Below are 14,730 nucleotides of genomic sequence, written 5' to 3'. Positions count from 1 at the left end.
ATTGGTTAAATGCTAATAACATTGATTTGCCATATTTTATTGACACAACAATGTCTACCTTGATTTATTACCATCTTGGTTTTTGCTTCATGCGGAACAAATGGTACGGCATGAAGGTTTCACCGATATACTCATTATTCTTGCTTATTATCGCCATTGTTTTCATCGTTCTATTTCCCTCTTACGTTGACTTAAAATCAAACAATTTTCCATTGCATCTATTGTTGCTTTCAATGGTTTTTATTATGAATTTTTATTGGTTTATCAATTCATATTTTAATTCGAGAAAGCTGAAACTTATTCCATTGGATAAAATATTGATTTGGTGTGGAATTAACAGTTTGGCATTATTGGGGCTACATATATTATTTGTAGATACATTCTGGATCGTGCGCAATAAGTTACATCTTGTAAACTACAGTTGGACCATATTGGAATTTGCACTCATTGTTGCAATATGCTATTTTGCGACAACCTTAATAAAAAGATACATTCCGTCTGTATTAGGAAGATCATAAGCTTGCTATGAATAAGACATCGTCCGTAAATAATAAAAAAATATTCAAGAATACAGTGGCACTTTATGCACGTATGTTGCTGTCCATGATTGTATCACTATATACATCACGGATCGTGTTAAATGCACTTGGTGTAGATGATTATGGCATTTATGGACTTGTCGGCGGTATTGTTGTCCTATTTAGCTTTTTGAATGTAACGATGAGTGGAGCGACTTCACGCTTTCTTACAGTCGAACTTGCCAAAAATGACCCTCGACAACTCCAACAAACATTCAATACAGCCTTTATATTACATATAGGAATTGCAATTATAGTCTTGTTTTTGGCTGAAACGGTCGGACTTTGGCTGTTATTCGAAAAATTGAACATTCCAGATGAGAGAATGAGTGCAGCTGTTTGGGTGTATCAATTTTCAATAATTTCCTCAATGGTCAGCATCACTCAAGTTCCATACAATGCGACTCTTATTTCGCACGAAAAAATGGACGTGTATGCTATTGTGGAAATTGTTGGATCACTGTTGAAGTTGCTGATCGCTACACTTCTACTTATTACAGTATGTGATAAGCTCATTTTATATGGAGGACTTATGCTCTTATCTTCATTCTTGATTGCAATGACATATCGCATTTATTGCATTAGGCATTATGACGAATGCCGGATTAATTGGGAATGGAATAAGGTTATCGGCCGTTCTCTGTTTAGCTTTTCAGGATGGAATCTTTATTCCAATATTTGCTTTACTACTCGTCAACAGGGAACAAATATGTTGCTTAATATATTTGGCAGTACAGCTGTTAATGCCGCAGCCGGATTGGCAACAACTGTGCAACTGATGATTGAACAAGTATCAACCAATTTGGTAATGGCTTCGAGGCCGCAAATTATAAAGCAATACGCATTGACCGATTTCAATGCCATGATACAATTACTAAAGCAAACTACTTGTTTGGCAAATGTGTTATATCTGTTGGTTGCTATTCCTTTTATCTCTGAAATACATTATGTAATGAATTTATGGCTCGTGGAAGTTCCTCCATATACAATTGAATTCTGTATTTTATTGATAGTCTCAAGCTTCATATCATTGAATAATAATATTATATATATTGGAATACAAGCTGTCGGACGTTTGAAATTTTATTCATTTATGGCGGGGACAGTATCATTATCAGTCATTCCGATACTTTGGTTATTGTTTAGTAAAGGTATCGGCTTGACTTGGGCTTTTGGATTGCCTATAGTGAGCACATTATTGATTTATATCGTTTGCTCATATACACTCCATCATTATGTTGAAGATTTCAAACCGATACGTTTTTTCTTCACAACGATGGTAGTGAATCTTTTCATAAGTATTCCTTCTTTTACCGCAATCCTACTCATACAACATATCTTGGTTGAGTCCTTTACAAGAGTGATTATCGTGGCTCTTAGTTCTTCAATAATATTGGTTGTTCTGTCCTATTATGTGCTATTAGACAAAGAAAATAAGAAAAAAGTAAAAGCATTGATTTTAAACAAATTAAAACGATGAATAAAAACATACTTATAATTACTCCTTTTTTTCCGCCACAGACTCATGCTGCGGTATTTAGGGCATTTAAACTTGTAAAATATCTTAAACGTACAGGTTGGAATCCGATAGTACTGACGGTTAATCGTAATTATCTATATTTAGAAGATCCTGATTTGTTGGACGAAGTCCAAGACGTGCCTATTTATCAAGCCAATTATATAGAACCGACATTGCGCGGCCTTAGAATGTTGCTTGGAGGAGAAGATACTTCACTCAAAGCCATTACAGCCAAAGCAAAAACTATTGGTGCACAGTCAAAAAGCACGGATACAGTCACCTCTAACAAGCAATCTTTATTCGGTAAGTTTTATAAATATATACTAGACCGATGGATTCAAGTTCCCGACCGCTTTAGATTCTGGGAAAGAAGTGCCGTGAGGATGGGACGAAAAATAATTAAAGAACATGATATATCTATCATATATACCACTTGCCTGCCTTTTACCTCAAATAGAATCGGTATGCGACTTAAACATCTAACCGGAGTAAAATGGGTTGCTGATTTCAGGGATCCTACCACATACGCTAAGCGAATGTATTCTGATTATTTTCCTGTTTTTGCCAAGCAAAAGAAAATTGAACAAGATACTTTTAAATACGCTGATGCTATTACTGGTCTGTCGGGAGCATACCTGAATATATTTAATGATTTATATGAGGGACGATACTCAAATAAATCATATTTTATTCCAACTGGAGTAGATGATGATTATTTGCCTTCTTTTCAAAATAGAGAAAAAGAGAATTATATAATATTCGTGGGTGAATACCTCCATGAATATAAAGATAATTTCTTGAAAATATTTGCCGAAGCTGTCAATTCTAAGGAATTAAAAGGCAAGGGTTGCACCCTTAAAATTGTGGGTAATAAGAATATCAATCAAAAACAAACGGAAGAATTTGTCAATGATTTGGGAATCTGTAACAACGTGGAATATATCAATCATGTACCGCAGCGTAAATTGTATGAATTGATAGTTAATGCAAAAGCAGCAGTACTTATTCCCGGACACACGGCTTTATGGTGGACTAATTTCGCAAAAATGGTCGATTATATCGCATTACAAGTGCCTGTATTAGCAATGGTGCCCATGACTAGCGAAGCACGAACCGAATTGATAAAAGCAGGCATAGGTATTTTTATAGATACTCCTCAGCAAGGTGTTACTGTCATCAAACAAGTATTTAGCGAAAAATTTCCAATGACGGCAAACAAAGAATATTGCCGCCGTTACTTGGCATCGCAACAAACAAAATCTTTCATTGATATTTTCCAAAAAATACAATAGAGATGCATATAGCGTTTTTAACTACAGAATATCCGATATTGGGTATGAAATGTGGCGGAATCGGAATTTTTATCAAACATTTGTCTCATCTTATCGTTAAGAGTGAGACTGGTGTGAAGGTATCAGTTGTGTATTGGGGCAATAAGTTTACAGAAACTGTGTGGGACGATGGTATATCTGTGATACCTATAAACCAGCCTCATAAGTCTCCATTTTCTTCTTTTATCAATAGAAGGTATCTAAATAAAAAGTTAAATCTATTAGTGGCAAAGATTGGCATCGACCTCGTTGAATCTATCGACTGGGAGGGACCTTTGGCTTTTTGTAGTTTATCTGTACCAGTAGTTACAAGATTACATGGTTCAAATGTGTATTTCGATCATTTGTCTGGAAACAAAACTCCATGGAACGTACGGCTTATGGAATATAATGCTTTGCGTAATTCTGATGCCTATATAGGAGTTAGCCGACAGGCTCTCGACCTGACGGATAAATTATTCAGTCTGTCTTCGAATAAGAGAAAATGTGTAATATATAATCCTGTGGATATAAACATGCCCCCTCTTTCATCTAGTGACATGAACAAAAATACAATAACGATACTTTATTGGGGGACAATTGTTGAGAAAAAGGGGGTACTTGATTTGCCTCTTATTTTCAACAGGATATGCGAGCAAAACGACAATGTCAAACTCATTCTCATCGGACAGGATGCAGTAGTGAATGGTTCTTCGACATGGGAAAAATGCAAATCTCTCTTTTCAAAGCAATCGATCGGTTGTGTATCGTATTTAGGTCGCTTACCTTATGACAAGACTATGTCATACGCTAACAGTGCCGATATTTGCATATTTCCAAGCCATGCAGAAACTTTCGGTTTGGTCTTACTGGAGGCAATGTTACTGCGGAAGGCAATTGTTTGTTCCGATATCGATTGTTTTCAAGAGATTATAGGAGACAGTAACTGTGTTTGCAAATGCAGGGTGAAACGTATCGATGAATTTGCAGAGGCTTTGCAACGGCTAATCTCGAATCCCATTTATAGGTGTGAACAAGCCGACAGGGCTTATCTAAATGCAACTGCTAGATTCAACACCAACGAGATAGTGGCACAAAACATCGAATTTTACAATCGAGTTATAAGAGATAGCTCCAAACATCATGTAGAAGAATCCTAACTCAACTGCTTTATTAGAAAATTTAAACGGACTTTTTATTTATAAAATCACATATTCATACGAAGGGGAGTTAAGGCTTTTTTTGTATTGCCATCTTGAAGAAAGTCAAACATTTCAGTACAACTACGTAAAATATAGAAATGCTTCATTATAGTGAAATTTCTGATAGAGTATAATTCCTAAACGAAGTGATTAATTTCTTAACTCTTGATTCATATTATTCATAAACGCCTTATGCAAAAAGGGATAAGCATTATTTTGCCCACACTTAATCGGGCTGATTATCTGGCAAGTACAGTTGATTGCTTAATAGAGCAAGATTTTGGGGAGCCGTATGAAATAATTATTGTAGACCAATCGGCAGCCATTGACAGTACTATGTATAGTCGTGCAAAAGATAGTGATACATTGATTAAGTACTATCATGTGACTGAATTTAGAGGGCTACCTGAAGCTCGTAATTTCGGTGTGCAACACACACAATACGCCTACATCCTATTTCTAGATGATGATATCGAGTGTGACTGCAACCTGCTCAAAGAGCATTACAAGTTCTTGTCACAACCTGATATCGCAGTAGTGGCAGGGGGAATTACAGAAAAATATAAGAATAATCCCAAATCGAAAAATGTAGGCAAGTTCCATTTCTATACGGCAACTCCAGAACGGGGATTCCACATTAATCATAAAGAATATGTAGATCATGGCGGAGGTGGAAATTATAGCATAAAAAAAGACATATTTTTAGAAGTTGGTGGTGTTGATGAATATTTGAATTATGGAGCTGCTCTATATGAAGAAACCGAAATATGTTTACGAGTAAAGGAACTTGGATACAAAGTTTTTTTTAATTATGATGCTCATGTATGGCACTTGGCTGCTGATACAGGCGGTTGCAGGGTTCTGGATATCAATCGCTATATTGCTTCATTAGTACATAACCGGGCTTTATTGATTAGCCGTCATCTCAAATGGTATCATAGGCCGACTGCTTACATCTATTTGTTGCGTCTTGTTGCATCATACGCTTTTACTTACCGCAATCCCGGACTGTTTAGACTTTTTGCAAAAACTTATAAAGAAGGTTATAAAAAAGGAAAACTAACTCCTAAATATACTCATTATGCAAACATCTAACAAACACATTTTTATTGTAACCTATGATTATCCACCAAGTAATGGTGGTATTGCAAGGCTTTGTTTTGAACTGAAAAAATATTTAGAGAAAAAAGGACTGAATGTTACAGTCATTTGTCCCCAAAGTACTTCTACCGATGCAGAGGAGGATAATAATGTGGTGAGATTGCATGGAAGAAGAGGAATATTGGAGTTGCGTACATTGAAGTATTTACGCAAAAAAACTGTTCCCGGTGATATTGTAATTACCGGGAATTATCATCCAGAGGGAATGCTGTCTCTATTGTCAAACAGAGAAACCTATATATTGGCACATGGAGCCGAATATCTTGCCGGAAAGAGTTTTTTCCGACGCTGTATTTGGCCTACTTATCGACGTTTTATACTAAGAAACGCCTCTTGCGTGATTGCTAACAGTCATTATACAGAGACATTAGTAAAACATTGTTCTCCAAATGCTAAAACAATCGCTATTCCGTTAGCGGTTGATGCAATTCATTTTCGCCCTACTTGTGAAAAATATAAGGATGGCTTGCTACACCTCTGTTCTATTTCTCGATTGGAAAAATTTAAAGGACATGATTTTATTATCCGGACGATAGCTTCTTTACCGGCAAAGTATAAGCAACAAGTGCGATTGCATCTCGGAGGTAAAGGAAAATATAAGAGTGCACTTGAGCGGATGGTTACCGATTTAGGATTGTCAGATATTGTATCATTTGAAGGTTTCATTGATGATAATAAACTTTGCGATTTCTATTCAGCCTCGCATATATTCATTCTCTGTACACGTGAAGAAGCGGATAATAGGAATGTAGAAGGATACGGGCTTGTTTTTGCCGAAGCGCAAGCTTGTGGAACCGCCGTTATAGGTACTCGTACAGGTGGCATTCCCGATGCTGTCGAGGAGAATAATGGCGGTTGGTTGATACATCAGGACGCCCACGAAGAATTGGAGAATTTACTCATTAAGTTAATCGACGATAAATCTCTTGCTATAAATGAAGGTCGTAATGCACGTCGGCGCATAGAAGCTAAAATTACGTGGGAACATTATGTGGACCAAATTTGTGATGTCATTTTATGAGTATTAGTCTATATATAGCCTTATATTACAACTTGTTGCTGCTATTAGTTGTTTACATCGCTATTCAACCGGTCAGGGCAGAAACAGTAAGACAGCCTTATATCAACAACCAGATATTTAGCCTTGCTTTACTCTTGATTGTATATGTTCATGTAACTTTCCGACCGACCGATTATCACTACTTTGGAGATACTTCAGCTTATGCCATGGCTTTCCAAAAGAAAGCCTTCTATGGTACGGTTGCTATAAGAGATAGAGATATTGGTTTTGAGTATCTTACCTATTGGCTTTCACAACTCGTCAATTTAAAAGGGTATTGGTTTGTTCTTTGCTCATTATATATATTGCCTGTTTTCTTTGCTTTAAAGAAACGATTCAAACAACAATATGCTGTAGCACTAGTGTTGTTCGTTTGTTCTTTGAGTTTTTGGGGATACGGAGTAAATGGACTGCGTAACGGAATAGCTACATCGTTAGTTATCTTCTCTTTTCTTGTTCCAAACAACGATATTAAACGAATTCCTGTTTGGATTATAGCATGTCTTTTCCATCAATCCGTCATGTTGCCAATTGGCTGTTTCTTGCTGACCCGACTTTCAAATAATCCCAAACACTACTTATACTTATGGGGAACGTTTTTCCTGCTTATGCTTGTTGCACGTGATTCTTTCTCCACTTTGTTGACAAACATTCCTTGGTTTGAACAGGATAAAAGGATGTCTGAATATTTGAATATGTCTTATAAAGGCATGGAGCAAATGTTCTCTAATATTGGATTTCGCTGGGACTTCATTATTTATAGTTTGATACCCATTATCGCAGGAGTGAAATATATCTATACATATTGCTACGAAGACAAATTGTTTATCCGTTTATTTAATACTTATATAGCAAGTAATGCGTTCTGGCTATTGACCATTCATGTACCGTATAATAACAGATTTGCTTATCTATCTTGGTTTCTTTATCCTATAGTATTGATATATCCCTTGCTAAAAGATAACTTAATAAATAACCAGGGAGAACGAATAAAATGGATTATTCTATGTTATTATATGTTCACTTATGTAATGTGGATAAAATAAAATACAAAACAATAGAAAAAGATTTTTATGAAAGATTTAGTTACTGTATTTACACCGGTATATAATAGGAAGAATTTAATTGGAAATCTATATCAGAGTTTGTTGTCTCAAACCTATAAAAATTTTGAATGGATTATTGTTGACGATGGGAGCACTGATGATATTGATGAAATTATAAAATCTTATCAAAATGAAGATCGTATATTAATTCGTTTCATCAAACAAGAGAATGGTGGAAAACATAGAGCAATCAACAATGGCGTATTACATGCAAAAGGAGAATTATTTTATATTGTAGATAGTGATGACTATTTAACAAAAGACTCTATAGAACGAATAGTTTTTCATTATCAATATATAAAGAATAATGATAAATTTGCTGGAGTTTGTGGTATGAAATGCTTTCCAGATGGTTCTCGTATAGGGAAAGAGGTTACATGGAAAATTTTAAAAGATTCTTGGATTAACTATTGGATTATAAAAAATATAAAAGGGGATGTTGCGTTTGTTTTTAAAACATCAGTCCTGAGAAATTATTTATTTGACGATATACCCGGAGAAAAATTTTGTGCAGAAAGTTTGGTTCTAAACCGTATTGGAAAAAATTACCTTATGTTATTTTTTAATGAAAAAATATACATCGCAGAGTATTTATCAGACGGTTTATCTGTTTCATCAATCAAAAACAGAATGAATTCACCTAATTATGCCATGAGAATTTATTCAGAAATGGCATCACTAGATATTCCATATTTAAAAAAAATAAAAGCTCATATAAATTACTGGCGTTTTGCTCCTTGCTCTAAATTGAAAATGAAAAATAAAATAAAACAAATAGGAATTTCTAGTTATATTATTTTTATGCCTATTGGCTATTTGTTTCATATGAAAGATAAAAAAAACAATTATATAGATATTAGACATGTCGGATCTAAGCGGTAGAACTTTATTTAAACGGATTAAACCATTAATTAAGGTATTCGTTATAGTAGATTCATATCTTCCTAGGAAACTTAATAATTTTTTATTTGTAAGTTTAAGAGGTATTGGAGGAAAAGTTGGTATTGTGATTAGATACATATTGGTGAAAAATCTAGCAAAAAAATGCGGTGATAATGTTGTAATTAAAGAAAATGTATATATATCTAACATAGAGAAACTAGAACTGGGAGATAATATCAGTATTCATCCGATGTGTTATTTTGAATGTAGCGGAGGATTGATGATCGGAAATAATGTGTCTATTGCCCATTCAAGTTCAATACTAACAAGTACTCACACTTATTCTGATTTTAATTTACCTATTAAATATAATGAAATCCTAAAAAAAACGGTAGTTATCCATGATGATGTATGGATTGGTTGTGGAGTGAGGATTTTATGTGGAGTTCACATTGATACAAGATGTATAATAGGCGCAAATAGTTTGGTTAATAAAAGTGTTGACTCATTCTCTATTTATGGGGGAGTTCCTGCAAAAAAAATAAAATCTTTTCAATGAAAAAAAAGAAATTATTCAAAATAACAAATTCAGCTTATTTTCAAGTCCGGCAACTTCAAGGTCAATTGAATTATTTTTCCGCATATTTCGATGTCATTGCCGTTGCCCCTAAAGGAGAAGGTTGGGAGGAATTACAGAAGCAACAGGCACGTTGTATTCCGGTAAAAATGTCAAGAGCCATAAATCCGATTTTCGATTTAATAACTCTTTTCCAATTGGTAAAACTTTTTATCAAAGAGAAGCCGACTATTGTTCACTCGCACACCCCCAAAGCTGGTCTTTTGGGTATGTTAGCAGCATGGATAGCACGTGTGCCGATCCGTATGCACACGGTAACAGGCTTCCCATTGACGACGGCTACGGGCATAAAAAAACAAATTCTTCGTTTTACGGAACGGTTAACTTACGCTTGTGCCACAAATGTATATCCCAATTCACAAAAGATGTGTGATATTATTTGTTCAATGGGGATCGGCAATCCTAAAAAAATGCTTGTTATCGGTAATGGTGGTTCAAATGGAATTGATACGGCATTCTATTCGCGAAATGCTACACAAGATATTAAGATTTCAACTTTCGATTTCACGTTTGGTTTTGTAGGTCGTATATTTTATGAGAAAGGAATCAATGAATTAGTAGCTTCTTTTATTCGATTACAGAAAGATTATCCTAACATAGGATCACGTTTAATCGGCTTTATGGAAGAAAACCTTTATCCGGTTGATGATTGGGTAAAACAAGAGATTAGCACAAATTCTCACATTGAGTTTGTCGGCTTTCAACAAGATGTTCGTCCCTATCTAATGGGGTGTGAGGCTTTTGTTTTTCCCTCCTATCGTGAAGGTTTCCCTAATGTTGTCATGCAAGCTGGGGCCTTGGAATTACCACAAATCGTTACAGATATCAATGGTTGTAATGAAATAATTGTTCAAAACAAAAATGGAATAATTGTTCCACCACAAGACGAACACGCATTGTATAAAGCCATGAAATATTTTTTGGATAATCCTAATGAGGTAAAAAGAATGGCAAAGAATGCAAGGGCAATGATTACATCACGTTACGAACGCAATAAATTTTGGAAATTGATGCTTGAAGAATACTATCGGCAAATTAAAAATCGAATTAAATAACATCTATGCAAATCATACTGTTATCCGGCGGTTCTGGTAAACGCCTATGGCCGCTTTCCAATAATACACGGTCAAAACAATTTATCAAACTGTTGACTGCGCCCGATGGCTCGAAAGAGTCGATGGTGCAGCGGGTGGTACGGCAATTACGAGAAACCGGCATCTGTGATTCGATTACTGTGGCAACAAGCCAGTCACAACGGGATATCATCATCAACCAGCTTGGAGAAGAGATTCCTGTAGTTACGGAACCGGAGCGTCGCGATACATTCCCGGCTATCGCTCTCGCAAGCTCGTATTTGGCCTACAAACGAAAATGTTCCACCGATGAGATTATAATCGTCATGCCTTGCGACCCTTATACCGAAACAGGTTATTTTGAAACGATTCGCAGGATAGCGGATGCAGTGAAAAACAATGTAGCCGAACTAGTATTGATGGGAATTAACCCCACATATCCGTCAGCAAAATACGGATATGTAGTGCCAGTCAATGATGTACAGAACAAAGGAATATTTCAAGTATCACGCTTTACGGAAAAGCCAGATATGATAACTGCCGAGAAACTTATTTCAGAGGGTGCTTTCTGGAACGGAGGCGTATTCGCTTTTCGGTTGGGGTATATGACAGATATTGTAACCCGACACATCAAAACCGACACTTTTTCAGAAATTCGTTCTCGCTATGGGGAATTTCCGAAAATCAGTTTTGACTACGAAGTCGCTGAAAAAGCGCAGTCGGTAGCCGTCGTACCTTTTGCCGGAGAGTGGAAAGACCTTGGTACATGGAATACGTTGACTGATGAACTATCGGAACACACCATGGGCAATGTTGTCATGGATGAAGAATCCGAAAATACCCACGTCATCAACGAACTTGGACTGCCAATCATGTGCATTGGCACACGGAATCTAGTTATCGCAGCATCAAATGATGGAATCCTAATTTCGGACAAAGATAAAAGCGAGAACATCAAAACTTACGCTGACTGCCTACAACATCGGCCAATGTTCGAAGAACGTCGCTGGGGTGAATACAAAGTTGTCGATACCGCCGAGTTTTCCGACGGTTACAAATCACTTACCAAGCAACTGAAAATCAAATCCGGTAAGAGTATCAGCTATCAGGTACACCGCCATCGCGATGAAGTCTGGACGTTTATCGACGGCGAGGGAGAACTGGTACTCGATGATATCAGGTCGGTTATCAGCAGAGGCGATACGATTACAATCAAGAAAGGTGTTAAACATGCAGTCAGGGCTATCTCTGAATTGACGTTCATCGAGGTGCAGTCCGGAAATCTACTTGCAGAAGAAGACATTGAACAATTTGACTATAAATGGTAAAATCCTTCGTTAAAACCTCTGACAAAAGAATGAAGTTGGTTTACAAGAAAGTTATCGAACCTCAATTAGGCAACCTGATATCCATATTGAAAAAGAAATGATAATCTATAGCATTGATTATTATCAACAAGATCAAGATTGTACTCAATGTGGAAAACATTCGGAATGTATTTGCCGGTAAAATGATAAAATATCACTATCCATATGTAAGTAAGTATATATACCGGACACAGGATCTTGCGAAAGTAGCTTCGTTTTCAGATTCTAAACCGCAGAAACAGCATTACGCAAAAATTAATGGGTTGGAAAAACTTATTATAAATACTGGTAATGAACCTTTTCATTGATTTTTCTAATGAAAAAGACCATCCTTCAATACATGACCGATATCTATCAGGAAGATATTCCCAAACATATCCTTCAAGAAAACAAGATACGCCTGAATTCTTTTTTCCTGGAACAGGAATCCGTACAGAAGAAAGGGACTCAGTTTATATTCAGATATGCATTCTACTCCGTTGAGAAACCCCGAAAGATCACGAAGCAGCATCTATTGAAAGAATATGCAGGGGTGCCTTTGGAAAAAAGGAGCGTACAACCGGAACAAATACCCGATATGAAGCAATATAGTGATATAATACTGTATGGAGATGCCAGCTCTCCTGAAGCACAGCAACAGCTGGCGGAATACCTCCAACAACATAATTCATTAAAAGTCCAGTTGTCTTTTTTTGACAAGAGAAATGATTCCACTAGCAAGGATGAACAAGCCATCGCATATGCGGAACTACAGAAGGCGCTATTTTTTTGCCAAAGAAAAAAGATACCTCTCCTGTTCGTTTCCTTAAAAGGGATGATAGACGACATCCGTTTTCTCAATCTGCTGGAGGAGAGCCATGTCGATTTCAGATGTATCGATTTTCCATGGTTCTGCAAGGAGAATCTGCCTCTGATAAAGGCAGTTGTGCTATATGAAAAGTTGGAAATAAGAATAAATGTATAAGATATCAAGCTTACAGATTGGACTTCAATGTTGCAGCATTGAGGTTTATGAGAAACAATTCTAAATATATTTCTGTTTGGCGAAATCTTATTCTAAAAGGAACTCTAAATAAAAGAATCCACCTTCAGATATCTTTCTTCACTTATCCTCAAAGTATATAATCCAAACATAAATATCAGACCTATTTTCCCTATAACTGAGTAATAAAAAGATTATTCCCCAACACCGTAAACAAAGAAATAACAGAAGCACTTTAAAATGGTGTATCTAACTCACTTTTTTAAGGATAATATCCCTGTTACAGTTATCTGTAGCAGGTGATCCTTTCAAATTGGGCATTAGATGCACCCTTTTCCTTATTCCAACAAATGCGCCTCTTGTAACCTCACCAATTCCCAATACATCTTCAAAAACATCTCCAGATACACCTTCAGACTCGGGAAATAGACGAAAGACTTCCAGCAAAAGAAAGGCACATGAATGGCCGTTCATTCGGAACCTCCATTTCTGGATAGCGTTTCTTTGTCCATCCAAAATAATCTCTATCGGGACAGAACAATAAACAAAAGCATAAATATCAGGCAAAATTGTCCCGATAAAAGAATTATAACATGACTATTGAAGATGAAATCCTCCAATACCTGCACTATCATCCTCTATCAAACAGGGTTGAGATAACGCTTGGGATAACCAATCCTCCCAGTGGCAGGATTGTAAAAAGACTACTGGCCGATGCCGTAACCAAAGGAATGATAGAAGTACTCTAACAATAGTAGTGCCACTATTTTATAAGCAGCACTGCAATTGTTCCTTACCCCAGCAAATGCACCTCCTGTAACCTCACCAACCCCAAATACATCTTCAAGAACACCTCCTGATACACCTTCAGATCCGGGAAATAGACGAAAGACTTCCGGGCAAAAGAGAGGCACGTGAATGGCCGTTCATTCGGAACCTCCATTTCCGGATAGCGTTTCTTCGCCTGGTCAACCGCCATCTTGTTCAGTGAAGCCACGAAGTTAGCCTGGCGTATCGGATTCCATTTCGGGGTTTCAAGAATCACCATCCCATCTTTCCGCTCAGGAATAACCAAATATTCATCCTGCACGTTACGGACGTAATAGCACACAAAAGACAAGGCCTCATAGACATTATCCCCTACATGAATACCGATAACCCGTTCTTCAACCGGTGTACCGGCAAAGCATTCCGCAATCTGTTTCATGGCATACCCATGCAACAAGGCAGCATCAGAAGCCAACAGATAAGCCGGTGCGGTACGCTCTCCTCCCTTATCGATGGCAGCAAAGACAGAAGGACTCCAACAGAGATGGATGAGCTTTCCTTTTTCTTTCTCACGAAGGGAAGCGACACATAAACGGTTATCAAAGACCAAACGGGCTTCTTTCGTTTCCGGATGGAACTGGAACACGTTCCGTACCCTGTCCGGCTTATGGATATCCATCATCAGATAGCCCTGCCAACCGGACACGTGCTTTGTCTTCAAGACGGTTTCGCTTTCCTCCACATCGAAAAGATAAGACAAGAGCTTTTCTCGCTTACAACATACGAAGAGAGAAAGCTCGTCCTGTTCTTTCATCTGCTGCATATCCAAGGAAAGAACAAAAGCCAATTGCCAAGGAGTAAGCTCGGAAAAGCCATGTAATTCAATACAAGACAACGCATCCTTCTCCGGTGAGTAAACGACATATCCCCGGCCACCTATCTCATATCTCAACATGAAATCCCCCTGTTCAGTGGGATGATAATTCTGTAAAACGGTCTGATAATTCATAAAGCAAATATATTAAGTTAGGGACTGTCGTAAAAAGAATAAAACTTTATAACGAATTGATTGCCAATGCAATATA

General features: G+C 36.9%; 13 protein-coding genes. 12 read left to right on the top strand and 1 reads right to left on the bottom strand.

What is annotated here, in order from left to right:
• The first annotated feature begins 525 nt into the window (after window positions 1-525).
• The 12 genes from DWY55_RS18775 to DWY55_RS22050 all read left to right on the top strand — a co-directional run bounded on the left by DWY55_RS18775 (window position 526) and on the right by DWY55_RS22050 (window position 13,626).
• Window positions 526-2,058, top strand: a complete 1,533-nt coding sequence (locus DWY55_RS18775; protein ID WP_005868853.1) for a lipopolysaccharide biosynthesis protein — start codon at window positions 526-528, stop codon at window positions 2,056-2,058.
• A complete protein-coding gene (locus DWY55_RS18770) occupies window positions 2,055-3,389 on the top strand; it encodes a glycosyltransferase (RefSeq protein ID WP_005868855.1) in 1,335 nt (444 codons plus the stop codon). The genes DWY55_RS18775 and DWY55_RS18770 overlap by 4 nt, the downstream gene beginning before the upstream one ends.
• 2 nt (window positions 3,390-3,391) lie before the next feature.
• Window positions 3,392-4,567 carry a glycosyltransferase family 4 protein gene (locus tag DWY55_RS18765; RefSeq protein WP_005868857.1) on the top strand — a complete coding sequence of 392 codons (1,176 nt, stop codon included), beginning with the start codon at window positions 3,392-3,394 and terminating at the stop codon, window positions 4,565-4,567.
• 234 nt (window positions 4,568-4,801) lie between these two features.
• Window positions 4,802-5,704 carry a glycosyltransferase family 2 protein gene (locus DWY55_RS18760; protein WP_005868858.1) on the top strand — a complete coding sequence of 301 codons (903 nt, stop codon included), beginning with the start codon at window positions 4,802-4,804 and terminating at the stop codon, window positions 5,702-5,704.
• Window positions 5,691-6,791, top strand: coding sequence for a glycosyltransferase family 4 protein (locus DWY55_RS18755; protein ID WP_005868860.1), 1,101 nt, complete (start codon window positions 5,691-5,693; stop codon window positions 6,789-6,791). Before DWY55_RS18760 ends, DWY55_RS18755 begins: the two co-directional genes overlap by 14 nt.
• Window positions 6,788-7,876 (top strand): EpsG family protein, encoded by a 1,089-nt coding sequence (locus tag DWY55_RS18750; RefSeq protein WP_005868861.1) that lies wholly within the window; start codon window positions 6,788-6,790, stop codon window positions 7,874-7,876. The genes DWY55_RS18755 and DWY55_RS18750 overlap by 4 nt, the downstream gene beginning before the upstream one ends.
• 27 nt (window positions 7,877-7,903) lie before the next feature.
• Complete coding sequence (locus tag DWY55_RS18745) at window positions 7,904-8,818, top strand: glycosyltransferase family 2 protein (RefSeq protein WP_005868862.1); 915 nt, start codon at window positions 7,904-7,906, stop codon at window positions 8,816-8,818.
• Window positions 8,799-9,377 carry an acyltransferase gene (locus DWY55_RS18740; protein WP_005868863.1) on the top strand — a complete coding sequence of 193 codons (579 nt, stop codon included), beginning with the start codon at window positions 8,799-8,801 and terminating at the stop codon, window positions 9,375-9,377. The genes DWY55_RS18745 and DWY55_RS18740 overlap by 20 nt, the downstream gene beginning before the upstream one ends.
• Window positions 9,374-10,510, top strand: a complete 1,137-nt coding sequence (locus DWY55_RS18735; protein ID WP_120178243.1) for a glycosyltransferase family 4 protein — start codon at window positions 9,374-9,376, stop codon at window positions 10,508-10,510. Before DWY55_RS18740 ends, DWY55_RS18735 begins: the two co-directional genes overlap by 4 nt.
• Window positions 10,511-10,515: 5 nt before the next feature.
• A complete protein-coding gene (locus DWY55_RS18730) occupies window positions 10,516-11,856 on the top strand; it encodes a sugar phosphate nucleotidyltransferase (protein ID WP_005868865.1) in 1,341 nt (446 codons plus the stop codon).
• Window positions 11,857-12,211: 355 nt separating this feature from the next.
• Window positions 12,212-12,859 (top strand): hypothetical protein, encoded by a 648-nt coding sequence (locus DWY55_RS18720; RefSeq protein WP_005868866.1) that lies wholly within the window; start codon window positions 12,212-12,214, stop codon window positions 12,857-12,859.
• A gap of 611 nt (window positions 12,860-13,470) precedes the next feature.
• The gene (locus DWY55_RS22050) at window positions 13,471-13,626 is read left to right on the top strand and encodes a hypothetical protein (RefSeq protein WP_005868867.1); all 156 of its coding nucleotides are present in this window, start codon (window positions 13,471-13,473) and stop codon (window positions 13,624-13,626) included.
• 44 nt (window positions 13,627-13,670) lie between these two features.
• On the opposite strand, the gene DWY55_RS18710 is transcribed toward DWY55_RS22050, so the two are convergent.
• Window positions 13,671-14,654: a hypothetical protein gene (locus tag DWY55_RS18710; protein ID WP_005868869.1), complete on the bottom strand. Its 984-nt coding sequence runs from the start codon at window positions 14,652-14,654 to the stop codon at window positions 13,671-13,673.
• Between the last annotated feature and the right edge of the window lie 76 nt (window positions 14,655-14,730).

The sequence above is a fragment of the Bacteroides sp. AF25-38AC genome (genome assembly GCF_003602995.1).
Taxonomy (GTDB): domain Bacteria; phylum Bacteroidota; class Bacteroidia; order Bacteroidales; family Bacteroidaceae; genus Bacteroides; species Bacteroides uniformis.
This window is presented reverse-complemented; position numbering and strand designations above follow the sequence as displayed.